Genomic DNA, 24,542 nt, shown 5'->3' on the forward strand with positions numbered 1-24,542 from the left:
TTCGGCCCTTCATATGGCCGGATGCGCCTTTTTATTATGCAGTTCCCGGGGGAAACGGAGGGAGAGGAAAAATATGTTGGTCGTTTATGATTCGAAGACGGGAAACGTATGCCGGTTTGTCACAAAATTGAATATGCCCGTGCTCCAACTGCAAGACAGCATGTCGGTTAACGAGCCGTTCGTGCTGGTTACTTATACGGCGGGATTCGGTCAAGTACCGGAGAAAGTCATGTCCTTTTTGAAAAGAAACCATCGGTTTTTAATCGGCGTATCCGCCAGCGGCAACCGCAACTGGGGGCCAAATTTTGCACGCAGCGCCGATCATATTGCGGAGCTGTACGGGGTGCCGGTATTGAACAAATTCGAGCTGTCGGGAACACGTCAAGATGTGGAGCAGTTTAGGAAAGAGGTGAGCTTGGTTGCGGCACATTGAGTTGAACAATTTGATCATGAAAAGAGACGCGGACGGCTTTTTTCAGTTGGACAAAGACCGGGAAGCGGTAGAGGCGTTCATGGAAGAGGTTCGCGGCAAGAGCATGCGATTCGCCGACCACGCAGCCAAAGTTCGTTATATGATCGAACACGACTACTATGAAAATGTCTATGAGACTTACTCCATGGCTCAAGTCGAAGACATTTACCGTATCACGCACAGCTATTCATTCGAGTTTCCGTCCTACATGGCGGCGTCAAAATTTTATACGGATTATGCGGTAAAAAGCGATGACCATTCTCTCTATTTGGAGCATTATCCCGACAGAGTCGCGATTGTGGCCCTGCATTTGGCACGCGGCGAAGTGCAAATGGCCAGAGAGCTGGCTGCCTCCATGATGGAACAGCGTCTGCAGCCGGCGACGCCGACCTTTCTGAATGCGGGCAAGAGCAGGCGGGGAGAAATGGTCTCGTGTTTCCTGATGGAGATGGACGATTCGCTCAACTCGATCAACTATGTCCTCGGCACATGCATGCAGCTTTCGAAGATCGGGGGAGGAGTCGCCGTCAACCTGTCCAAGCTGCGCGGACGCGGGGAACCGATCAAGGGCGTCGAAGGCGCGGCAAAGGGAATCATGCCGGTGCTGAAATTGATGGAGGATGCTTTTTCGTATGCCGATCAAATGGGACAGCGTAAAGGTTCAGGTGCAGCGTATTACAATATTTTCGGCTGGGATGTGATGGAGTTTCTCGACAGCAAAAAAATTAACGCCGACGAGAAGACGAGGCTGAAGACGCTGTCCATCGGTTTGATCGTTCCGGACAAGTTCTACCGGCTGGCCGAGGAGAACAAGCCGCTCCATGTTTTCGCCCCCTATTCAATTTATCAGGCTTATGGAATGCATTTGGACGATATGGATCTAGACGAGATGTACGATACGTTGCTGGATGATAACCGAGTGCGTAAAAAAGCGGTGATGGGCGCCCGCGAAATGCTGACCAAGATCGCGGCCATCCAGCTCGAATCCGGCTATCCCTATATCATGAACACGAGCAGCGCCAATCGTTCTCACGCTTTGAAAAATCTCGGCGCGATTAAGATGTCGAATCTGTGCACGGAAATTTTCCAACTGCAAGAGACGTCTCAAATCGGCGATTATGGCCAGCCGGATCTGATCCGACGGGACATCAGCTGCAATCTGGCTTCCCTTAACATTTCGAACGTCATGGACCGGAAAAAGGTGAGGGAGTCCGTATACGAAGGAATGGCCGCGTTGACGGCGGTCAGCGATATGACGAACATCGCGAACGCTCCGGGTGTCGCCAAAGCGAACCGGGAGATGCATTCGGTGGGACTGGGTGCGATGAATCTGCACGGATACCTGTCCAAAAACAAAATCGCTTACGAAAGTGAAGAAGCGAAAGATTTCGTGCGAACTTTTTTTGCGATGGTGAATTTCTACTCTCTAGAAAAGAGTATGGAAATCGCCAAAACGCGCGGCGTCACGTTTGCAGGCTTCGAACAATCGGACTACGCGTGTGGGACCTATTTTAACCGGTATCTCGAAACGGATTTCCGTCCGGTCACCGAACAGATAAGGGAGCTTTTCCATGGCATCCCGATTCCGACACGGGAAGATTGGAAGCAATTGAAGGATGCCGTACAGCTCCACGGTTTATACCATGGTTATCGGTTGGCGATCGCACCGACTCAGAGCATCTCGTATATTCAAAACGCAACGTCCAGCGTCATGCCGGTGGTGGAACCGATCGAAACGCGCACTTATGCCAACTCGACAACGTATTATCCGATGCCATACTTGAGCCGGGATAACTTTTTCTTCTATAAATCCGCGTACCAAATGGATCAATTTAAAGTACTGGATTTGATTGCGGAAATTCAAACTCATGTGGACCAAGGGATTTCCACGGTCCTGCATGTGAACAGCGACGTCACGACGAGGCAGCTCGCCCGATATTATGTTTACGCGGCTAAAAAAGGCTTAAAATCTCTGTACTACACCCGAACGAACAGATTGTCCGTCGAGGAATGCATCAGCTGTTCCGTATAAAAGAGGCCTTATCAATACAAGGAACGGAGAGATAGAGAATGAAATTATGGGAAGCCGTCAATTGGAACCGTCCGGATGATGATTTTACGATCACGTTTTGGAACCAAAACGTCATGCAGTTTTGGACGGATGAAGAGATTCCGTTGTCCGATGACAAAATGTCCTGGATCACGCTGAGCGACAAAGAGCGGGAGCTGTATATGAAAGTGCTCGGCGGGCTGACGCTGCTGGATACCGTACAGGGAGGCGTAGGCATGCCGAAGATCCTGGAATTCGTTGAAGGCTTGCAGCGCAAGGCGGTGCTCGGCTTTATGGGCATGATGGAACAGATCCACGCCAAATCGTACAGCAGCATTTTCACGACACTGGCGGCCAAAGAGGAAATTGACGGCGTGTTCCGCTGGGTCGAAAACAACCGCTGCTTACAGATCAAAGCGGAGACGGTCTCGAAATATTACAATGGCATCAACACGCGCACAGACTTGTATTTGGCGATGGCGGCCTCCGTATTATTGGAAAGCTATCTCTTTTACAGCGGTTTTTTTTATCCGCTCTATTTGTCCGGACAGGGGAAAATGACGAGCAGCGGTGAAATCATCGATCTGATTCTCCGGGATGAAAGCATCCATGGGTTATACGTCGGCGTGCTGGCTCAAGAAATATTTGCAGATATGGGTCAGGATGAGCGGCAGTCGGCAATCGATACGCTCCACGGCCTTTTTCGCTTTTTACATCGTAATGAGGAGAAGTATACGGAAGAACTTTACGACCCGGTAGGACTGACGGATGAGGTAAAATCTTTTTTGCGTTACAATGCGAACAAAGCGTTCATGAATTTGGGACTTGATCCTTTCTTTCCGGAGGAAGAGATCAACCCGATCGTCTTAAACGGGATCAGTACGCGCACGAAGCAGCATGATTTCTTTTCCAAGAAAGGGAACGGTTATATTCGGACGATTCACGTAGAGCCGCTAACGGACAGCGATTTTCGATTTAATTTCTAGACGCAAAGCCGACCTTTCCACGGAGAGGCCGGTTTTTTATAATAGAAGAGGATGGGCGATATACTAAATTCAGGAAAGGGGTGTTCTCCGTGCTGCAAACGGTTACAGGTCCGATTATTTCGCAAGAAGCGGGACGGATTTTGGAGCACGAGCATGTGCTCGTAGGGTTTGTGGAAGATGGGAAGCTGACGCCGGGGCTTTACGACCGCAGCGATGTGGTCTCCTCCATCCTCCCGTTCCTATTGAAGTTAAAGGAAACCGGATGCAGAACTATGGTGGACTGCGCGCCGGAGTATTTAGGCAGGGACCCCTACATCCTTCGCGAATTGACGGAGTTGTCCGGCATCCGGCTTGTGACCAATACGGGGTTTTATAAGCGGCCTTATTTGCCGGCTTTCGTATACGAGGCTTCGGAACGAGACTTAGCCGAATTATGGACCAAGGAAGCGATGAACGGCATCGGAGAGAGCGGCGTGTATCCCGGATTTATCAAAATCGCGCTCAACGACGGGAAGGCCATCGACGAAATTCAGTTAAAGATTCTTCGTGCTGCTATGCGGACTTCTCTCGAAACCGGTCTGCCGATTCAATGTCATACGATAGGCTCCGAAATCGCACAACACGCTTACGAAGTCATGAAACAAGCGCACTTCGAGCAAGAGCGGTTCATTTGGGTGCACGCGCACACCTTTCAGGATGAAGAGCTCTATCGTAGGCTTGCGGCGGAGGGTGGATGGATTTCCGTCGACAATATCCGAATGGAGAGTGTTCAGGAACATTTGGACCTGCTCATCCGGCTGCGGGACATCGGGGTGAGCGGCCGAGTCCTTTTGTCCCAGGATACGGGCTTTTACGAGGTGGGGAAGCCGGGCGGAGGCACCTTGAATCCGTATCATCTCTTGTTCACCGACTTCTTCCCTGCGGCCGCGGCCGCAGATTTGGACCCGCAATGGCTCGAGGAATGCGTCACCAGCCATGCATTTCAGGCGATGAGCAGACGAAATTAAGATACACAATCTCGCATGCCGGCGATCAGCCGGCTTTTTGTATGTCGATCAGCTTATCTTCAGCTGGATTTCATGATTTCTTCATCTTGTCGGTATACAATGAGAAAAAAAGAGATAGAAGGTACATCCCATGAAGACGAAAAAAACGGTCTGGATACCAGCCATTATAGCGGCTGCGGTTGCTGCCGTGCTGTTGGCTTACTATTACTACATGTCTTTGTCCCACGGCGGCGGAGAAGTTCGCCCGCATGTACCAAGCGGCGGTGCCGAAGGATTCCGTCCTCACAGAGGAGAAGGACCGGGGGGCAGTGGAGAGATTTTCAAGACCCTGGGCACGATCGCCGTGTTCCTGGGGGCGGCTAGTTTCACCTGGTTCTGGTTCAAAAAGAGACGGAATTCTCGGTCCATGCTGGTGCGGAAAGCCGGAAAGCTGTTCTACGCGGTACACAAGCTGCTGGGATGGACAACTCTCATCGCGATTGCGGTTCACGGTATCTATTTTTTGATTACCAAATCGGGCGACAACAAAATTTACACCGGTCTCGCCGGATTCGTAATTTTGCTGGCGATCAGCGGATATGGATTGTTCATTCCGAGAATTCGGAACAAGTGGATGCGTACGGTACACCGTTCGCTCGGGTTGCTTTGGGTTCCCGTGCTCATTCTGCATGCCGGAGGCTCGGCTATTGCAGCGATCGTCGCAAACCTTGCGGTGTGTGTGCTCGTCCAGTTCCTCGAGAAAAGAGCGGAAAGATCGGAAGAACCGATTCCGGAAAATCGGTGAAAGCCGTACAGAGTCCACGGAAAGGATCCGATTACTTTTTTGACAAGCGTCTATTGATGACCAATCTGTCTAACTTCGTACATATACTGGGGTATTCATCCATTCCGTATATGGAATCCTGAACAAAGGAGACGATGACATGCCGTTTGCAAGACCGCCCTGCTAATCTTTAACGTCATACCGAGTACGAGCGCCTCCACACTGGTTGGGAACCTCAATCAGAATAGAGAGGAGCTCGAAAATGCGGTATATGCCGAATGTTTGGAAGCTGTTTGCGATCCGTTTCTTTTCCAGTCTTATTCCGGCCTATGTGATTGAGAGATTGTATTGGGAAGAACGAGGCATGACCATTGAGATGGTCGTGTATACTGAAATCATCTACGCGGTCACGATCGTATTGCTTGAGTTGCCAACCGGCATCATGGCCGATAAATGGGGCAGGAAGCCGATGATTGTATTATCGGCCTTCATGGGCTGTTGCGAATTTCTGATCCTGCTGTTTGCGACGGAATTTTGGCATTTCGCGCTGGTCGTATTTCTGGCGGCGATCGGGCGCTCGGCCAGCAGCGGGGCGGAAAACGCTTTGCTGTATGATTCCTTATTGTCCGCCGGCGAAGAGACGTCTTTTGAGAAGTATCTGGGGCATCTAAACGCTCTCGACATCTCCGCAACGATCATTGCGGCACTCTGTGGAAGCTTGTTGGCGAGCCGTTTCCATTACGAGCTGAATTACGGGATTTCCTTCGTCAGCACGCTTGTCTCCTTGGGCTTAACGCTTACGCTCGTTGAACCGGCTGTCAAAAATCCGACGGATGAAGATCCGCCGATCCCGATTCGGACCTATATCACCGCATCGGTACGCTTTTTTCGGAATCATCCGGGCGTTTATCTTGTCCTGTTATCCGGCATGGTCACAGGTTCGGCCGTAAATTTCATCGACGAGTTTTGGCAGACCTACCTGGACAGGGTTCATATTCCCGTCCTTTATTTCGGATTGGTTTCGGCCGCGATCTTCATGCTTAGACTGCCGGGCAATCTTGTAGCGCACAAGCTGAAAAGCGTGTTCGGTTACAGTAGTTTGCTATCGGCTATTATGGCGGGAATAGCCCTTGGGTTTCTATGTCTCTCGGTTATGAAAGGCATCAGCGGTTTGGCGGCAATCTTGCTCGTCTGTTTGATGGCCGGCGTGATGGAGCCGCTTGCTGCCGGGTATTTGCAGCATCGCATCGATTCTTCGATGAGAGCGACACTCGGTTCTTTTCAGTCTTTGGGAGAAAATGCCGTACTTAGTGTCATCGGAATAGGGTTCGGTTATTTCTCTTCCAAATTGGATATTTTCGGAGGATTCGGATTTATTGCGTGCATTTGCTGCCTGTTCTTGATTTATTTTTCATACGCATCCCGTAAACATATTTGATGATCGAAGCAAGGATTATGTTCAGACTGTTCTCAAGCCGCCGGGTTGCCCGGCGGTTTTCATTTGGCGGAATAAAAAATTCAAATGAGTCCACGGTATAGACAATCGGGTTATATAACCTAGACCAGCAAATAAAGCCTAGGGGTGCATCATGAACGAACAGCCATCGAACACAACTCTTGATCCCAATGACCGAAAAAATGAACGGTTTACTTCTTCGGGCTTCATATTAGCGGCGATCGGAAGTGCTGTCGGGCTCGGGAACATGTGGAAATTCCCGTATATTACGGGGAAACACGGGGGTGCCGCATTTTTTCTGCTGTTCATTGTTTGCTTGCTGTTGGTAGGATTGCCGATCTTGTTGGCGGAAATGACGATCGGACGCGGGGGCAGGGGGAACGCCGCAACTTCCTTCTATAAACTCACCGGAAAAAAATATTGGGGATGGTTGGGCTTACTGTCCGTTGTCACCGCGTTTCTCATTATGTCCTATTACGCCGTCGTAGCGGGATGGACGCTTCACTACACGCTGGAATCCTTCACCGGTGCTCTGTATCACCCAGGGATGGACTATAAGGCGGAATTCCTCTCGTTTGCTTCCGGATCGATGCCCCTGGTTTGGCAAGCGGTCGTCATGATCATCAGCGGATGGGTCATTGCCAAGGGAGTATCCGGGGGAATCGAGAAATTCAACAAGATTTTGATACCTGGCTTTCTGATCATCCTGCTCATCCTCATGGCTCGATCTCTAACGCTCCCGGGTGCAGGGCAGGGCGTGGAGTTTTTCTTGAAGCCCGACTTTTCCAAATTGGATGCGGAGTCCGCGCTGATTGCATTGGGACACGCTTTCTTCTCCCTCTCCCTGGGAATGGGATGTATGCTTACGTATGGATCCTACGTGAATAAACAACAATCGTTGGGTGCTGCGACGTGGGCGATCGGTTTGGGGGATATGGTATACGCCTTTATCGCAGGTCTTGTCATTTTCCCCACGGTGTTCTCCTATGGACTAGAGCCTGGTGAGGGTGTAGGGCTGGCGTTCATGGCACTTCCTGCGGCATTTTCCCAAATGCCCTTCGGGTCACTATTTGGAGGACTGTTCTTCCTGCTCCTTGCGATCGCCGCTTTGACCTCTGCCGTTTCGATCCTCGAGGTTCCCGTCGCTTATACCATGAGTAAATGGGAGTGGAGCCGGAAAAAAGCGGCCGTGATCGTTTCAATCGTCTGCTTCTTGGTCGGAATTCCGGCTGCGCTGTCCGTTGGAGGAGCCTTCAGCTCGTTCCATCCCGGCGGGAAGACGGTGTTTGATTGGGTGGATTTTGTTACTGCCTATATTCTCATGCCTTTTGGGGGACTGATTGTTACGTTGTTTACAGGATACGCTTGGAAAAAGGCGGGAGAAGAAGCGGGCTTGTCCGGATTCTGGTACGGCACCTGGATGTTCCTGCTCAGGTATGTAGCTCCGATTCTGATCATTCTCGTTTTCCTTTACTCCGTCGGGATTATTTCTCTGGCTTAACGCACACCCTTCATGAATCGTTGTATGCTCGGCGAAAGCATGAACAGCACCGCTCCCAGTACCAAGGCTGCGACGCCGATCGTTCCGAAATAAGCCATTTCGTTGTCGGGCGTATAAAATTTGACGATTTGCGCGTTAATCGCCTGTGCGGCCGCATTGGACAGGAACCATAAACTCATCGTTTGAGCCAGGAAGGCGGCGGGCGCAAGCTTCGTCGTAGCCGACAGGCCGACGGGCGATAAGCACAGCTCGCCAATCACGACAAGAAGATAACTGAGCACCAGCCATAGCGGATTCACCAAGCGATCACTGCCCCCAAAGTAGGCGGGTAAAAGAATGACGAGGAAAGACACCCCGGCGAACAGCAGAGCCAAAGAGAATTTCACGGGGATGGACGGCTCGCGGGCGCCCATTTTAATCCATAACCACGCGAAGACAGGCGCCAGCACGATAATAAACAGCGGATTTAGCGATTGGAACCAGGCTGGGGAAATATGGAGGCCGGCAAAGTCCAGTTGTGTGCGCTTATCCGCATAATTGGCAAGGATCGTAGAGCCTTGTTCCTCAATGGCCCAAAACATCACGGACGCAATAAACAACGGAATATAAGCGACGACTCTGGAGCGTTCGATGCCCGTTGTTTTGGGGCTTCGGTACATGACCACGAAATAGGCGATGGGGATGAGAATCCCCAAAATACCCACCAGCCGGATGAACGTATCGAAAGTGAGAATGCCCGCCCGGATAGAAATGGCCGCCAAAATGGCGATGATCGCCGCACCTAAAATGATTCGGGTGAGCACTTGTTTCTTTTCGGAAGGTCGGAGAGGATTCGGAACAATGGTGCCGGCAAGCCCTAAATTGGGTCTCCGGGTGGCAACGAAAACGACCAGTCCCAAAAACATGCCGACTGCAGCGAGAGCGAATCCCCAGTGGAAGTTATATCGTTCTCCTACCGTACCGACGATTAAGGGAGCCAGAAATCCCCCGAGGTTGATCCCCATGTAGAAAATACTGAATCCCGCATCGCGGCGGTTATCCTCTTCCGCATACATCTCGCCGACAATGCTGGACACGTTCGGCTTCAAGAGCCCCGTACCCAATACGATCAACACCATCGACACAAAAAACATCGCAACGCTTCCGGGTACGGCCAGCGCCAAGTGGCCGAACATGATCAAGATGCCGCCGTAAAAAACGGCTCTCGATGTCCCGAATACCCGGTCCGCCAGCCAGCCGCCGATGATTCCGGACATATACACGAGCGAACCGTAAATTGACATGATCGCAAGCGCCGTATGTTCCGGCAGTCCCAGGCCGCCTCTCGTGACTTCGTAGTACATATAAAAGACGAGGATCGCCCGCATCCCGTAGTAGGAGAAACGCTCCCAGAACTCCGTGAAGAAAAGGGTAAGCAAGCCCCTCGGGTGTCCGAAAAAGCCTTTTTGCGGTACGCTGGAGACGATCTTTTGTTTATTGTAATCCGACATCGCTGTTCCTCCGTTCGGTCGAGCCCAATGATCCTGCAGTTCATTAGTTCCCTCCGTGAGTAGGTTTTATGAGTCAGACGCCATATAGTTGTTCAGGAGTGCAAGTGTGTTATAGTGGAAACGATAATAGAACAGAGCTTATAAATGGAGAGGACCTTCATGAATAAACCATCTATATACGGATTCACATGGGAACAACTGACGGCATGGCTTGGCGAACGCGGACACTCCAAGTTCCGGGCCTCCCAGGTTTGGGACTGGCTTTATCGGAAAAGGGTGACCGAGTTTTCGGAGATGGCCGATGTTAACCCGGAGTGTACGCAGCTCTTGGCGGATCAATTTGCGCTTCAAACGTTGAGCGAGCACACCAAGCAGCAATCTGCGGACGGAACGGTGAAATTTCTGTTCCAGCTCCAAGACGGCAACCTGATTGAAACGGTGTTGATGCGGCATAAATTCGGTTTGTCGGTTTGCGTAACCACACAGGTAGGCTGCAACATTGGGTGCAGCTTTTGCGCGAGCGGGCTGCTCAGCAAAAATCGGGATTTGTCCGCCGGAGAAATCGTGGAACAAATTGTGAAAGTACAGCTCCATCTTGATCAGGCGCAGCAGGATGAGCGCGTGACGCATATTGTGGTGATGGGGATCGGCGAGCCGTTCGATAATTACGAAAATTTGCTGGACTTCTTGACGGTGGTCAAGGATCCGAAAGGACTGGCCGTCGGCCCGCGGCATATTACGGTGTCCACCAGCGGCCTCGCCGATAAAATCCGCCAATTTGCGGATGACGATCCGGGCGTGAACCTGGCGGTTTCATTACATGCACCGAACAATGAAATTCGCACCCGTATCATGAAAATCAACCGGGCCATCCCGATCGAGCAATTGATGCAGGCGATCGATTACTATTTGGACAAGCTGAATCGCAGAATTACGCTCGAATATATCCTCCTTAAAGATGTGAACGACCGGCAGGAGCATGCACTGGAGCTGGCCGAGCTGATCGGCGACCGGCGCCCTCTTGTGAATGTGAACCTCATCCCCTATAATCCTGTGGATGAGCATAGCCAGTATCACAGAAGCGAGCAGGAATCGATCCGGATGTTCTATGACACGCTGAAAAAGCAAGGTGTCAGCTGCAGTGTGCGCTTGGAGCACGGGACCGATATCGATGCCGCCTGCGGGCAATTGAGAAGCAAACAATTCAAGTCCGTCCCATCCCTGTCCTAAGGCAGGGATTTTTTTATGTGCCCGGCGGGCCGTTGGCTGCATTCAAAAATACAGAGAGGGAAAAGCTTACCTTATGAGCACACAAAAACCGGAAGAACATCAATTAGTTCGGGGCCTCAAAGCCCGCCATTTGACGATGATCGCGATCGGGGGAGCCATCGGAACGGGATTGTTCGTGGCCAGCGGAGGTGCCATCAGCTCTGCCGGTCCGGGCGGTGCTCTGCTGGCTTACGCGGCTATCGGCCTTATGGTCTATTTTCTGATGACCAGCCTGGGCGAAATGGCCGCTTATATGCCGGTTTCCGGGTCGTTCAGCACCTATGCCGGACGATTCGTCGATCCGGCGCTCGGATTCGCCATGGGATGGAATTACTGGTTCAACTGGGCCATCACCATCGCCGCTGAAATCGCCGCAGCCAACCTGATCGTCAAATTTTGGCTGCCCGGATCTTCCACCTTGTTGTGGAGCATCCTCTTTCTCGGAATTATGGTGGTTTTCAATTATTTGTCCGTGCGGGCTTATGGAGAGTCGGAGTACTGGTTCGCCTTGATCAAGGTGGTCACCGTGGTCGTGTTTATCGTGACCGGGCTGCTCATGATCCTGGGCATTATGGGCGGCGGTCCGACTGGATTGAGCCGTTTCACGGAAGGCGACGCTCCGTTCCACGGCGGATTTTTCGCCATGCTCGGCGTGTTCATGACCGCCGGTTTTTCCTTCCAAGGCACGGAACTGATCGGCGTTGCGGCGGGGGAAAGCGAGGACCCGGCGAGGAACGTTCCGAAGGCGGTCAAACAAATTTTTTGGCGTATCGTCATATTTTACATTTTGTCTATCCTGGTGATCGGCCTTTTGATCTCCTACCGCGACCCGCTCTTACTCCGATCGGGCGTGGAAAACATTGGGGTCAGTCCCTTTACGATCGTGTTCCAGAAGGCGGGCTTCGCATTTGCAGCTTCCGTCATGAATGCGGTCATCCTTACGTCTGTGTTATCCGCCGGCAATTCAGGTATGTACGCTTCGACCCGGATGCTGTGGGTGCTCGCCCAAGAGGGCAAGGCTCCGACGTGGCTGAAGCGTATTAACAGGCGCGGCGTACCGACCGCCGCCTTAGCCGTGACGGCCGCAATCGGAATGCTGGCTTTCCTGGCCTCCTTGTTCGGAGCGGGCGTCGTGTACACCTGGCTGCTGAACGCCTCCGGTATGTGCGGATTCGTGGCTTGGCTGGGGATTGCGATCAGCCATTACCGGTTCCGCAGAGCCTTCCTCGCGCAGGGTCACCGCTTGGACGAACTGCCGTACAAGGCCCGGTGGTTTCCGTTCGGGCCGCTGCTCGCCCTCGTCATCGTCCTGTTCGTCATCATCGGGCAGGGCTATGCCTACTTCGGCGGCGGGGCGGTCGACTGGGTGGGCGTAGTGGCCACTTATGTCGGGATCCCGCTGTTCCTGCTCATTTACCTGGTTTATAAATTCAAGCATCGTACCCGTCTCATTCCGCTGAAGGAATGCTATTTTCCGATCGTTAAAGGGTAATCGCCCGTGATTGGGCCATGAACATAGGAGAGGACGTCCATGCGGATGTCCCTCTTTGTTTTTAGAGTTGTGCTAAAATAAGGACATCACCTAGGATTGAAAACATCGTGCTGCTGCAGATTGGGATGGGTTCAAATGAATGACAAAATCGTGATGCCGGTCTGGACGTTCGGCTTGTTTATCGTCATCATGAACACGACGATGTTTAACGTGTCGATTCCAGGCATCATCGAGGATCTCCACATTACCGCCGATCTTGCATCGTGGATCATTTCCAGCTACTCGATCGGCTATGCCTTGTCGACGGTCATTTACAGCCGGCTGTCGGACACGATCCCGATCCGCAGGCTGCTGGCCGTCGGGCTGACCATTCTCGGTCTCTCCTCGGTCATCGGCCTTGTGGCAAGGGATTTCAGCACGTTGCTGACGGCGAGAATTTTGCAGTCCGCCGGGGCGGGAGCGATGGCGGGACTCGGGCTCGTGCTGGCCAGCCGATATATTCCCGGTGAACGGCGCGGCCGGGCAATCGCCATCATTTCCATGGGCAGCGCCATGGCATTCGGTCTCGGACCGATCGTGGGCGGTCTGATCAGCGAATATTTCGGCTGGAACGGGCTGTTCGCCGTTACCTTGCTGGTGCTCGCCATCCTGCCGGTGCTGCTCCGCCTGCTGCCGCGGGAGAATCCGCAGCCCGGCCGGTTCGATCTGGCCGGCGCCGCGTTGACCGTGGTGAACGCGGCCTCTTTGCTCCTCGCCGTTACCCAGAAGTCAGTTGTATGGCTGCTCATCGGCGTCGTTTCGCTGGCCGCTCACGTTTGGCATTTGAGACGATCTCCGCATCCCTTCATCAATCCCGAGCTTCTCCACAGGCCGGGATACCGGAAGCTGCTGGTCGTCGGCTTCTGCGTTCTGGTGGTCAATCTCGGCAATTTGTTCCTCATGCCGCTCGTTTTGGCGGGCGTATTCGACCAGTCGCCCATGACGATCGGCCTCATGCTCGCACCGGGCGCCATTTTGTCGGCGACGCTCACCCGATTCGTGGGCGCGTGGATCGACCGCTACGGCAGTGTCCGGTTCCTCATGATCGGCCATGGTCTGCTGGCGGCTGTAGCTGCGGTCTATTGGGCGGGCTTGTCCTCCTCGCCGTACCTCATACTGCTGGGGTACCTGTTCTTCTCGCCCGCGATATCGGCTGCGATTACCTCGCTTAACAATGAGACGTCGCTCGGGCTTCCGAAGCATTTGATCGGTTCCGGCATGGGGCTCATGCAGCTGGTTCAGTTTTTCGGGGGTTCCGTGTCGGTCGCCGCGTGCGGCCTGCTGCTCGAATATCAGAGCCATTTACCGCCGGTACTCGCTTTTCGGCACGTTTACGGGCTCTTGTTTTTGTTAGTCCTATGCTCTTTCGGTTTTTTGCTTTGGTATAAGTTGTCCTCAACCGCGAAACGGGAGGTGTCCCATACGTGAAGCTTCGCTGACGCGGTGGAGGATATCCAAGCGTTTATGGCCGGTTCGCCGATTCGGAAATTGAATTGAGCTCATTCTTCATCCTGGAGGAAACAACGATGATCTGCCCGAATTGCCAATATCCGAACGCCCGGGAGGCGAACTTCTGCACGTCTTGCGGCAGTCCGCTGCCCAAAGAATCCAGCCGTCCGTCGGCTTCGCAGCCCTTGGCCGCAGGCGACGACAAGCGTACCGTGCTGAACGACATTGCAACACGCATAAACCGGGTGGCGGGTATTGATACGCCGGTCGAGTTGAATTTGCGTGAAGTGTTCTCGAATGTTACGGTCAAGCACACGGAAGAGGAAGCGGAAAGGCTGTTCGCAGCTGGGACTAGCGAGACGACGCCGGACATTTCTACGATCGCGGACACGTGGCCGAAACCTTGGCTGTTTGCACGCGTGTTCTTGATCGTCGCCGTCGCTTATTTCGGCCTCTACCTGGGCGTGAGCCAGTTTGAGAACATCAACCTGCTGCCTGGACTCATCACGCTCGGATCTTTCATGGTACCGCTGACGATTTTGATCTTTTTCTGGGAAATGAACGCCCCTCAAAACATTTCGATGTATCAAGTCATGAAAATGCTGCTCGTCGGCGGCGTGCTGTCGATGATCGCCGCGATTTTCATTTTCGAAAGTTTGGCGGACAGCGGCAGCGCCATCATCATCGGCATCGTAGAGGAAGCGGCCAAGGTGCTTGTGCTGCTGTTGTTTTTGAAGGAACGCAAATACCCATACGTGCTGAACGGCCTTCTGATCGGAGCGGCCGTGGGCACCGGCTTCGCCGCTTTCGAATCGGCGGGATACGCGTTCCAGGTACTCATCCATCGTGATCTGCATGCGATGTACTCCACGATTTTTTGGCGGGGTGTGCTGGCGCCGGGCGGCCACATCGTGTGGGCAGCCTTGTCGGGAGCCGCGCTATGCATGGTCAAAGGGGACCAAGCGTTTGAGTGGGCGATGCTCAAGGACAGCAGGTTTTTGCGTATTTTTGCGATCGTTGTCATCTTGCACGCCGTATGGGATTTGCCATGGGGATCCTTTGCGGACCTGCCGCTGGCGCAAATCGTCCTCACCGTCGTCTCCTGGATTATCGCGTTCGCCGTCATGAACGTCGGGCTGAAGCAAATTTCACGTAACAAGCAGCAGCCGGCACAGGCGATCAGCCCGTCCGACGGCGTTACCATGTAGGGGTATGCACGAATTCGAGAGGGGAGGGACCGGTGATGAAAATATTGATCTCGGGCTTTGAGCCTTTCGGCGGAAGCACGATCAATCCGACGGAGCAACTCATACGGTCGATTCAAAGAGAATCAATACCGGGTGTGGAGATCAGAACGGTGCTGCTTCCCGTGTATTTCGACGACTGTGTAGATTTGTTGGTGAAGGAAATCGAGAACTTCGGGCCGGATGCCGTGATTTCGTGCGGGTTGGCGGGAGGCAGGCGAGACATTACGCCGGAGCGCATTGCCGTCAATCTGAAGGACATTGCGCCGGACGCGCCTTACCCGGACAACAAGGGCGCCAAACCGCAAGATATGCCCATCAATCCGGACGGACCGGACGGCCTCATGACGAAGCTGCCCATCCGCAAAATGGTCAACCGCCTGAAGGAACAAGGCATTCCGGCCTCGATCTCTTATACGGCAGGAACGTTCATCTGCAATAATACGATGTATGGGATATTGGATTACATCCGTCGCAAGGATGTGCCGGTCATGGCGGGCTTCGTGCATTTTCCGGCATCGGCGGAGATGGCCGATGAGCATCCGGATTGGCCGACACTGCCGCAAGAGACGCTGCTGCAAGGTCTGCGCGTGATCGTGCAGACGACGGTGGATGAGCTTCAGCATATGAGTAAAGGGACTCCGTGAGGAGTCCCTTGTCTGTCCGCTGCGATCAATTTTTGAAAATAAGATCGATCTTCCGAATATCTTCCGGCGTTAACCGCACCTGCAGCGTTTTCAAGTTGTTCAGCACCTGCTCCGGCTTCTTAGCGCCTGGAATGATGGCATCGATGGCTTCCACGGTCAAATACCACGCGAGCACCACGTGGGCGACCTCCGCTTCGTGGGCGGCGGCGATTTCGCGAAGCTGGTCGACTTTGGACAAGTTGCGTACGAATTGCTCCCCTTGGAACATCGGGTTTTTGGCGCGTCCGTCGTCGAATTTGGTGTCCGGCGTATATTTCCCGCCCAGTAAGCCCGAGGCCAGCGGGAAGTAGGGGACGAACGAAATATCGTTCTCCGAACAGTAAGGAAGAAGCTGCTCCTCCGCGCCGCGCTTGAATAAATTATATTCTCCCTGCACCACGTCCACGTCCCCGTGGATGTTCGCTTCCTTGAGCTGGTCGATGGAGAAGTTGGACACGCCGATCGCCCGGATTTTACCTTCGTCCTTCAATCTCTTCAGTGCCCCTACGGCCTCCGCCTTCGGGGTGTCCTGATCCGGAAAATGGATGTAAAACAGGTCGATGTAATCGGTCTGAAGACGTTTCAAGCTGCTCTCGACCGACTGGGTAAGAAATGCCGGAGAGTTGTCGTGCACCATCTTGTCAACCACCCGTTTATGCGATCCTTTGGTGGCGATTACCACGTCCGCCCGGTTCCCTCTCTCTTTGATGACCTCGCCGATCAGCCGTTCGGAATGCTCCGGACCATAGATATAAGCCGTATCCAGAAAATTGATACCGTTCTCCAAAGCGGTTCGCACCACTTCTTTGCCGGTCTCGTCACTGAGATTCGGATAAATGTTATGTCCGCCGACCGCATTGGTGCCGAGACCGATCGGATTCACGATCAACTCCGTTACGCCCAAACGCGTTTTCTCCACCATTGTCTATCCACTCCCTATGTACCAGATTCAAATATTATACGAAATGAAGGAAGCCGACTCAAAAAAGGCCTGCCAAAAAGGCAGGCTGGATCACGCTGATCAAGAATGCTGCGGCACGTAACGTCCCTGTTCGGGGATCGCGAGCTTGTCGAAATCCTTAGCCAGCCGGGCGAGGCTTTGCCGCAGCTCTTCGCCGAGCATCGGCACTCCGTGGCCGGTGATCGCGATTTCGGGCTTCATGTCTTCCAGCTTCTTCACGGATTCCCACGCTTCATACCAATCCGGCGTCCAGTATGCAGGCGGACCGTGAATTTCTTTTTCTTGGGTGGCGACGGCAAACGCGGACTCCTGTTTGACGGTAATGAATGCGTCGCCGGCGATGAGTACCCTGTCGTGATCGCGAAAAAACGATACGTGCCCTTCTGTATGGCCGGGTGTGTGAATCCATCGCCATCCGGGCAGTTCAGGTACGCTGCCGTCCTGCGGAAGCGGCCGTACATGGCTGCTGATATCGATGGCCGTGTGCGGATAGAGAGGGGAGATCCGTGCCATTAGGCCGCCGCCCACCGAGGGGTCAGGCTCGGGGTAATCCGCTTTCCCCGTTACATAGGGAAGCTCTTTTTCATGTGCATATACAGGGATCGACTCCCACATTTCCAGCAATTTGCCCAGTGAACCGATATGATCGAAATGAGCGTGCGTAAGTACGATCGCTCGCGGACGGGCGGAGCGGAACCGTTTTTTGGCCGCGTTGGCAATGTTATCGGCATACGTATGGACGCCGGCGTCCACCAGCACCCAGTCATGGGCGTCCGGCTGCCCGACAAACACAACATTCGCAATCAGGCAGCGCATATACATCAAATTGTTCGGCAGCGATTCCGTCATCGGGCATTCCTCCGTTCGTTTGCTTAGGATATGTAACATAAACCGGGATTATCAGAATCGAAGCCGGCTGCTGCGGGCATCTTACTTCGGCGGAGGTGGTGAACTCTTGGACGTGCAAAGCGAGAAACCTGAAACGTCGCCAGTACCGATTTGGCGCTGCCGGAACCGGGAATGCAGGGCGTGGATCCGGGAGGAGCTGGCCGCCTCTCCTTCGCCGGAATGTCCGATGTGCAAGGGCAGCATGATTCGAGGCATCAAGCATTTGCCCAAATTGATCAAGAAACATAAAGCCGTGCGTAAAAAAGACGAAGCCGATCAATGGCTGCACGAAATCTGAAACAGGCCGTCCCATAAGGGATGGCCCTGTTTTTTACGTATAATTTCCTCGATATCCAATGATTCGACTGATCCTGAGAAAAGGTTAACCCTTTTCTGGGTACATAGCGGGATGCCCGATAACACCGCGTGTGGCAAAGTAATACCGAGCGTATTTTACATATTAGGAGGCGCCTTCCTATGAATTTCCATTTTTACGTCGGCAACGATAACGGAAACAGCGAACACGACCTGATCATCGACGGCAAAATTATTCAACAGCCGAACGTCAATTGCACAGTGGACCAACTCCCGTGGAGCGAAGAGCAATCCCCGGAGAGCTTCATTAAAAATTTGCAGGATCAGCTGGTTGTGACCATTGATTCCCCGGCCGCGCGCCCTGGTATGTACTATATCGGCAAATTCGCGCTGGAAAGCGGAGAAATTTTGGACAATCTGCAAATCGGCATCGATTTAAAAAGTGATATGGATCTGCCGGTCGTCAATACATTGGCGCAAATCGCGGCGGCAGCCGTTCAAAAAGGGTACGAAGAAGAAAAGAAAATTCCGGAGCGGATCGACGTCGAAGTCGATATGGCTACGGCACTGCCGGTGACGCAGCATACGGATGAGACATCCGCCAAATTCGAGAGACGGTTCACCTCCGGCTCCCATCATGTGACCGTCCACCTCGGCATCCAACGGGTTGCGGTCAAGATCGTGTTTGCGTTCGTCAAAGCGGTACCCGAAGCCACGCCGGTCATTTTCACTCTGCAGAAGGATGCGGACGGCAACTGGCGGGACGGAGACATTTTCCAAGAATTCGCCGAGACGTACAATATCGAGAAAAAGTTTAACGGCAGCTTTTTCAAGGACAAGCGCATCCTGCATGTCGATATCGGAGACGGTTCCACCGAGTATCCGATCACGGAGGGGAATAAGTTTCTGCGGCAGTTCGTCCACGGCAGCCACCACGGCGCCGGCTACGCGATCGAGGAGGCGCTGGACGAATTTAACCGGCTCATCCATCTGCCCGACAGCCCGCGGCAATTTTTCAGCGACGTCATCAAAAATCTGAAGCACAAGTATCACGCACGCGCGATGAAAACGCTGAAGAGGCCGATGGAAAGCCAAGCGAAGCAGATCGTGCAAAATGTGAAACGCCAGCTGACCAAAGCACGGAACGAAATCGACCTGATCTGTGTATACGGCGGAGGCAGCATCATGATGCGCTCCATTCTATATCCGCAGCTCCAAGAGCTGTGCGCCGAACGAGAAATCCAGCTTCTCTATATTCCCGCCGAATACGCCGTCCTGATGAATGCCATGGGACTCGATGCATTCGTCCGCGGCAAAATTTACGAAGCCCTGAAAAATAAAGCCGCTCAGCCGGCCTGAGACGCATCATGAAAAAGATCAAACAACCCGGGGACAACTTCAGCCTCAAAACGAAAAAGTCGGAAGATCCGCTGGTCATGCAATGGATCAACACCCAGACCAATTTGATGGATTCTATCCGTTATTTAATCGAAAATGAGATCAGAAGCAACGGCGTACGGAATTTGCAGGCGATCATCCCGACGGAGAGGAGCGGCTTGCCTTCCTCTCCCTCTTTTTCACAGGCATCGGCTTCGACGATCCCGCCGGCCGCTTCTCATGAAACGGCGGCCGCTCACGAACCCGAGCCGGCGGACGAGGAAGAGTTTGACGATGAGGATATAGAGGCGTGGATTTAAAGAGCAATACCAGGTCATCCAAAGTAATACCGGGTACTATAAGATAATATTCGACAACACTTCGTGTTTCCGGGAATTACTTGGTGTCACGAATTGCGCAAAAAGCCGCGGCAACGCGGTTTTTTTCTATTTATTGACGTTCTTGAGGAGCGGCATTGACAAATGTCGAGTAAATCACTAGGATTAATAAATGCAACTGACTGACGAGTCAATCAAGGGGTGGGACCAATACTTAGAAAGAAGTCCTCGCAAGAGCAGGAGTACGGCAGCGACCGACGGAAGGTTTTGATGGAAGTCGCCCTCAGGCGCTTCGCCAGGGACGGTTACCACACGACCAAAATTTCCGATATCGTCGCGGAAGCCGGAGTGTCACAGGGCACGTTTTACTGGTATTTTCCGAGCAAGGAAGCCATTGCTCTTGAAATGATAGCGGAGGGACGCGGGCAGCTGCTCGACGTTATTGCGCAAGGTTATCGAAAGCATATGGGAACCGTTGCGGATATGGTGGAGGCGTCGGAGGCACTGCTTCGGAATTTGTTCGAGTTCGCCGAAGCCAACCGCCACTTGATGGAGCTGCTGCTGGGCGGCTGGTCGGCCAGCGAGCCCATCCGGCTGGCGATCGGACAAACCCGCGCGGCTATGGAAAACGCGTTTGTGCAAAATATCAAGAGGGCGGTCGAATTACGAATGCTGCCGTCCACGATTGACGCGCATATGCGGGCGGCCATTCTGATGAGTTTGATCGAAGGTATCATTTTACGATGGCTGGTTGGCTCTGCGGTACCCGGCAATGGGTTTGAGAATCGTACCGCGGCGCAGCTGGCGGCGGAGACCGCAAGATTCGAATTTTTCGGTCTGCTCGGCATTTAACCGAGGCATTGAATCGGCATCGCCGGACACTAATATCTAATAAAGAAACAGGGGAGATCAACATGCTGAAAAGCTCGAAGAAATCACTGATCCTTACTTTAACCGCCATCCTGCTGCTCACGCTTGCGATCGCTGGCTGCGGCAAGAGGGCCGAAGATCAAGGCGCTTCCCCTTCGGCCTCGGCCGGCGGCGCCTCCGCGCCGGCAGCCGATCTGCCGGATCAAGTGAAAAGCTCCGGTGTATTAAAAGTGGGTCTCATGGGCACTTATGCGCCGTACAACTTCCTCAACGACAAGCAAGAGATCGACGGTTTCGACGCGGATATCGCCAAAGAAGTGGCCAAACGGCTTGGCGTGAAAGCCGAATTCGCGCCTCAGGACTTCTCCGGACTGATTCCGAGCCTGCAAGCGGGCAATATCGACGTCATTATCAGCCAAGTGACGATTACGGATGAGCGCAAGGCGCAAATCGACTTCACGCAGCCGTATATCACCAACTCCGTTAAAATCATTGTCGGTGCGAATAACAATTCGATTACGAAGCTCGAAGATTTTAAAGGCCAAAAGATCGGCGTAGGCCTCGGCACGAACGACGAAGCTTACCTTCGCAAAGAAGTTCTCCCGAAGGTCGGCAGCTTCGAAATCAAAACCTATGACGACGTCATTACTTCGCTGGCGGATTTGAATACCGGCCGGATCGACGCCACCATCAACAATATGTACGCCCTCAAACCGATCGTGGACAAAAACGGCTTTAAAATCAAAGCGGTCGGAGAGCCGATCAAAGCGGACAGAGCGGGCATCGCTGTGAAGAAAAACAATCCGCAATTCCTGGCCGCATTGGATCAAGCGTTGACGGACATCAAGGCGGACGGCACGTACAACACGATATTTAAAAAATGGTTTGGCGAGGAGCCTCCCAAAGAATAATAAAGCGGGGTTGGATGAAGGTCATGACGGTTATGTTGTCATGGCCTTGCATTTTCGCAGAAGGGAAATCAGCTCTTATGCAACTGGTATGGGATAATGCGGAGTTTTTGCTGCGCGGGGCCCGATATACGCTGCAGATTACCTTGGTCTCGATGATTTTCGGCGTGTTGATCGGGATGATTGTGGCGCTTGCCAGAATAAGCGGTATCCGTCCGGTGCGTTGGATCGCGCGTTTCTACGTATCGGTCATCCGGGGAACGCCGGTTTTGGTCCAGATTTTCTTCGTTTATTTCGGACTGGCGGATTACGGACTCAGGCTGGGCTCGTTGACCGCAGCCTATTTGGCGCTAAGCATCAACGTCGGCGCGTATTTGTCCGAAACTTTCCGCGGAGCGATTTTGTCCGTTCCGAAAGGGCAGATGGAAGCCGCCTATGCGGCGGGGATGACCACTTGGCAAGCCTATCGAAGGATCATCTTCCCGCAGGCCGCCCGAGTGGCGATAGCCCCGATGGGCAACACGTTCATCGGCATGCTGAAGGAGACTTCGCTCGTTTCGACGATCGCCGTTACCGAGCTGCTCCGATCCGCCCAATTGTTAATCGCGCAATATTACAAGTACACCCCTTTTTATATCGGGATTGCCGCGATGTATTGGGTGATGAGCACCCTGTTCTCGATCGTGCTCCATGCGGTCGAGAAACGGCTGTCCAAAGCTTATTGAGGCGGGGGCGTGATTCGGGATGATGATTCGAACGACAGGACTGTCTAAATCGTTCCATAACCATGAAGTGTTGAGAAGTATCGATTTCCAGGTGGATAAAACTGAAATTGTCGTGCTGCTGGGGCCGAGCGGATCGGGCAAAAGTACATTGCTGCGCTGTTTGAACGGGCTCGAGGAGTTAAGCGGGGGATCGCTTACGGTGAACGGAGTGGATGTGGATTCCGCCATGTCCCACAGGGAGAAGAACGCCCGGTTTCGGGAAATCCGGCGGCAAACCGGCATGGTGTTCCAGCAGTTCAATTTGTACCCGCACAAAACGGCGCTGGAAAACGTCATTGAATCGCTGCTCATTGTGAAGAGAATGCCGAAAGCGGATGCTGTGGCGGCGGGCGAGCGGCTGCTGAAACGGGTCGGCTTGGCCGAAAAGCGTGACGCCTATCCATCGCGGCTGTCCGGCGGCCAGCAGCAGCGGGTGGCCATTGCGCGCGCGCTGGCCATGGAGCCGGCGGTCATGCTGTTCGATGAGCCAACCTCGGCGCTCGATCCGGAGCTGGTCGGCGAAGTGCTCGATGTGATGCGGGAGCTGGCGGGTGAAGGCATGACGATGGTGGTCGTGACCCACGAGATGAAGTTTGCCCGTCAAGTCGCGAATCGCGTCGTGTTCATGGACGGCGGAGTGATCGTGGAGCAGGGGGAGCCGGCAAGCTTTTTCCAATCGCCGCAAACCGAAAGAGCGCGTAGATTTCTCAATCAAATTACCGGGGAAAGAGGGGATAAGGAATGAAAGTGATGACGACATGGCAGGGTAAACGGGTATTCACTTCCGTCGGCGATTCCGGCTATCCGGTCGGCATGGATGCAACTCCCGCTTACGGCGGAGACGGCAAGGGCGCGACCCCGATGGAACTCATTTTGGCGGGTCTGGCGGGTTGCATCGGAATTGACGTCACGATGATTTTGGACAGGTACCTCGGTTCCATCCAGCGGATGGAGATTGAGGCGGACGGAACACGCAAACAGGAGACGCCGACCGGTTTCACGGCCATCGAGCTGACGTTCCGGGTCGACGGGGATATTCCCGACTACCGGATCTGGAAAGCGATCGAGATGGGCAGCAATAAGTATTGCGCCGTATCGGACTCTCTGAAAGCAGACATCAGCTACAAACTGATCCTGAATGGTGCTGAAGCGGTGAAACACGCGTAACCGATGAATGAACCACTCCTGACCGGAGTGGTTTTTTCGTTCCTCACGCGTTTAGCTGTTGATCTGTCTGCTCTATAAGCAGGACATGGCGTCCCATCCATCGAACCCATTGCTCAGGATCGGCAAAGAACGAAAACAACGTCTCCGGATTGGAAGGTGGGGAACCCGGTATGCAGAAACCTCAGGTGAGCGAAGGATTGAGTCGGTTAACGGAGGGTTTGGAATGGAAGCGAATTACGATCGGTTATTCCGAAGCAAATACGTTCCTTTTGACAGGAGCCGCCGGCAATCGGTACTTAAAGGTACTTCCAGTGGGTTCGGTCGAAACATTGCGGCAGGAGAAAGAAAGGATGGAATGGCTGCAAGGGAAACTCCCAGTGCCCGAGATTCTCTATTATGAAGATGACGGGTCGAACGAGTATTTGCTGATGTCCGAAATTCCCGGTCTGGATGCGTCTCACCGTTTGTACGAATCGATGCTTCCGCAGTTGATGAGGGAATTGGCGGCAGGGCTAAGAGCGATACATGAAGTGGACATCCGTAACTGTCCGTTCGATCAGCGGCTGGAGCGAAAAATCGGCGAGGCGGGAAAAAGAGTGGAAAACCGGCTCGTCGACGAAGATGATTTTGATGAGATCAGGGAAGGGTGTACGGCGGAGCAGCTGTTCCAGGAATTGATCCGGGAAAAGCCTGCGGATGAGGATCTCGTGTTTACGCACGGCGACTATTGCCTGCCGAACGTCATCCTGCAGGACGGCCGGCTCAGCGGATTCATCGATTGGGGAAGAGCGGGCGTCGCGGACCGCTATCAAGACATCGCGCTCGCAGTCCGAAGCATCCGGTACAATTTCGGCGAAGAGTATGTCGCGACGTTTCTTGACGTCTACGGCATCACACAGTTGGACGAGTCCAAGGTGTCGTATTATCAGCTGATGGACGAGTTTTTCTGAAGAACTGGAGTTGGCCAACCCCCAGTTTCATTTTGCCAAACTAGAGAGGGGACGTTCGCGACATACTGCTCTGCAACTGCATTTCGCCTAATTACAGCAC

Annotated in this window: 24 protein-coding genes; 21 read left to right on the plus strand and 3 right to left on the minus strand. The window is 53.3% G+C overall.

Annotated features, from left to right (window positions below):
• Positions 1-73 precede the first annotated feature (73 nt).
• From nrdI to E5161_RS11270, 7 genes are all read left to right on the plus strand, one after another.
• Positions 74-433, plus strand: a complete 360-nt coding sequence (gene nrdI / locus E5161_RS11240) for a class Ib ribonucleoside-diphosphate reductase assembly flavoprotein NrdI (protein WP_136777908.1) — start codon at positions 74-76, stop codon at positions 431-433.
• Complete coding sequence (gene nrdE, locus E5161_RS11245) at positions 420-2,504, plus strand: class 1b ribonucleoside-diphosphate reductase subunit alpha (protein ID WP_136777909.1); 2,085 nt, start codon at positions 420-422, stop codon at positions 2,502-2,504. The genes nrdI and nrdE overlap by 14 nt, the downstream gene beginning before the upstream one ends.
• Positions 2,505-2,542: 38 nt before the next feature.
• A complete protein-coding gene (gene nrdF / locus E5161_RS11250; protein WP_136777910.1) occupies positions 2,543-3,508 on the plus strand; it encodes a class 1b ribonucleoside-diphosphate reductase subunit beta in 966 nt (321 codons plus the stop codon).
• A gap of 89 nt (positions 3,509-3,597) precedes the next feature.
• A complete protein-coding gene (locus E5161_RS11255) occupies positions 3,598-4,515 on the plus strand; it encodes a phosphotriesterase family protein (RefSeq protein ID WP_169306665.1) in 918 nt (305 codons plus the stop codon).
• 130 nt (positions 4,516-4,645) lie between these two features.
• On the plus strand, positions 4,646-5,299 hold the full coding sequence (locus E5161_RS11260) for a hypothetical protein (RefSeq protein WP_136777912.1): 654 nt from the start codon (positions 4,646-4,648) through the stop codon (positions 5,297-5,299).
• Positions 5,300-5,540: 241 nt separating this feature from the next.
• On the plus strand, positions 5,541-6,716 hold the full coding sequence (locus tag E5161_RS11265; RefSeq protein WP_136777913.1) for an MFS transporter: 1,176 nt from the start codon (positions 5,541-5,543) through the stop codon (positions 6,714-6,716).
• A 151-nt stretch (positions 6,717-6,867) separates the two neighbouring features.
• Complete coding sequence (locus E5161_RS11270; protein ID WP_136777914.1) at positions 6,868-8,235, plus strand: sodium-dependent transporter; 1,368 nt, start codon at positions 6,868-6,870, stop codon at positions 8,233-8,235.
• Here E5161_RS11270 and E5161_RS11275 read toward each other — a convergent pair.
• On the minus strand, positions 8,232-9,725 hold the full coding sequence (locus E5161_RS11275; RefSeq protein ID WP_136777915.1) for a peptide MFS transporter: 1,494 nt from the start codon (positions 9,723-9,725) through the stop codon (positions 8,232-8,234). The two genes, E5161_RS11270 and E5161_RS11275, sit on opposite strands and share 4 nt — an antisense overlap.
• Positions 9,726-9,884: 159 nt before the next feature.
• Here E5161_RS11275 and rlmN point away from each other — a divergent pair, with 159 nt between their 5' ends.
• The 5 genes from rlmN to E5161_RS11300 all read left to right on the plus strand — a co-directional run bounded on the left by rlmN (position 9,885) and on the right by E5161_RS11300 (position 15,865).
• The gene (rlmN, locus tag E5161_RS11280) at positions 9,885-10,955 is read left to right on the plus strand and encodes a dual-specificity RNA methyltransferase RlmN (protein WP_136777916.1); all 1,071 of its coding nucleotides are present in this window, start codon (positions 9,885-9,887) and stop codon (positions 10,953-10,955) included.
• Positions 10,956-11,028: 73 nt separating this feature from the next.
• Positions 11,029-12,486 carry an amino acid permease gene (locus E5161_RS11285; RefSeq protein WP_136777917.1) on the plus strand — a complete coding sequence of 486 codons (1,458 nt, stop codon included), beginning with the start codon at positions 11,029-11,031 and terminating at the stop codon, positions 12,484-12,486.
• 135 nt (positions 12,487-12,621) lie between these two features.
• Entirely contained in the window at positions 12,622-13,953 is a 1,332-nt protein-coding gene (locus E5161_RS11290) for an MFS transporter (protein WP_136777918.1), read from the plus strand.
• Between the two features lie 98 nt (positions 13,954-14,051).
• On the plus strand, positions 14,052-15,182 hold the full coding sequence (locus tag E5161_RS11295) for a PrsW family glutamic-type intramembrane protease (RefSeq protein WP_136777919.1): 1,131 nt from the start codon (positions 14,052-14,054) through the stop codon (positions 15,180-15,182).
• A 35-nt stretch (positions 15,183-15,217) separates the two neighbouring features.
• The gene (locus E5161_RS11300) at positions 15,218-15,865 is read left to right on the plus strand and encodes a pyroglutamyl-peptidase I (RefSeq protein ID WP_169306666.1); all 648 of its coding nucleotides are present in this window, start codon (positions 15,218-15,220) and stop codon (positions 15,863-15,865) included.
• 25 nt (positions 15,866-15,890) lie between these two features.
• Here E5161_RS11300 and E5161_RS11305 read toward each other — a convergent pair whose 3' ends face one another.
• A complete protein-coding gene (locus E5161_RS11305) occupies positions 15,891-16,826 on the minus strand; it encodes an aldo/keto reductase (RefSeq protein ID WP_136777921.1) in 936 nt (311 codons plus the stop codon).
• 99 nt (positions 16,827-16,925) lie between these two features.
• A complete protein-coding gene (locus tag E5161_RS11310) occupies positions 16,926-17,714 on the minus strand; it encodes an MBL fold metallo-hydrolase (RefSeq protein ID WP_136777922.1) in 789 nt (262 codons plus the stop codon).
• A 112-nt stretch (positions 17,715-17,826) separates the two neighbouring features.
• Here E5161_RS11310 and E5161_RS11315 point away from each other — a divergent pair, with 112 nt between their 5' ends.
• The 9 genes from E5161_RS11315 to E5161_RS11355 all read left to right on the plus strand — a co-directional run bounded on the left by E5161_RS11315 (position 17,827) and on the right by E5161_RS11355 (position 24,442).
• On the plus strand, positions 17,827-18,051 hold the full coding sequence (locus E5161_RS11315) for a cold-inducible protein YdjO-related protein (protein WP_246042205.1): 225 nt from the start codon (positions 17,827-17,829) through the stop codon (positions 18,049-18,051).
• A 179-nt stretch (positions 18,052-18,230) separates the two neighbouring features.
• Entirely contained in the window at positions 18,231-19,427 is a 1,197-nt protein-coding gene (locus tag E5161_RS11320) for a ParM/StbA family protein (protein ID WP_136777924.1), read from the plus strand.
• A gap of 8 nt (positions 19,428-19,435) precedes the next feature.
• Positions 19,436-19,765: a hypothetical protein gene (locus tag E5161_RS11325; protein WP_136777925.1), complete on the plus strand. Its 330-nt coding sequence runs from the start codon at positions 19,436-19,438 to the stop codon at positions 19,763-19,765.
• A gap of 288 nt (positions 19,766-20,053) precedes the next feature.
• The gene (locus tag E5161_RS11330; RefSeq protein WP_136777926.1) at positions 20,054-20,635 is read left to right on the plus strand and encodes a TetR/AcrR family transcriptional regulator; all 582 of its coding nucleotides are present in this window, start codon (positions 20,054-20,056) and stop codon (positions 20,633-20,635) included.
• A gap of 65 nt (positions 20,636-20,700) precedes the next feature.
• Positions 20,701-21,564: a substrate-binding periplasmic protein gene (locus tag E5161_RS11335; protein ID WP_136778162.1), complete on the plus strand. Its 864-nt coding sequence runs from the start codon at positions 20,701-20,703 to the stop codon at positions 21,562-21,564.
• 77 nt (positions 21,565-21,641) lie between these two features.
• A complete protein-coding gene (locus tag E5161_RS11340) occupies positions 21,642-22,286 on the plus strand; it encodes an amino acid ABC transporter permease (protein WP_136777927.1) in 645 nt (214 codons plus the stop codon).
• Between the two features lie 22 nt (positions 22,287-22,308).
• On the plus strand, positions 22,309-23,070 hold the full coding sequence (locus E5161_RS11345) for an amino acid ABC transporter ATP-binding protein (protein ID WP_136778163.1): 762 nt from the start codon (positions 22,309-22,311) through the stop codon (positions 23,068-23,070).
• Positions 23,067-23,492 (plus strand): OsmC family protein, encoded by a 426-nt coding sequence (locus E5161_RS11350; RefSeq protein WP_136777928.1) that lies wholly within the window; start codon positions 23,067-23,069, stop codon positions 23,490-23,492. Before E5161_RS11345 ends, E5161_RS11350 begins: the two co-directional genes overlap by 4 nt.
• A gap of 170 nt (positions 23,493-23,662) precedes the next feature.
• A complete protein-coding gene (locus E5161_RS11355) occupies positions 23,663-24,442 on the plus strand; it encodes an APH(3') family aminoglycoside O-phosphotransferase (RefSeq protein ID WP_136777929.1) in 780 nt (259 codons plus the stop codon).
• Positions 24,443-24,542: the final 100 nt, after the last annotated feature.

This window comes from Cohnella pontilimi (assembly GCF_005049045.1).
Taxonomy (GTDB): Bacteria; Bacillota; Bacilli; order Paenibacillales; family Paenibacillaceae; genus Cohnella; species Cohnella pontilimi.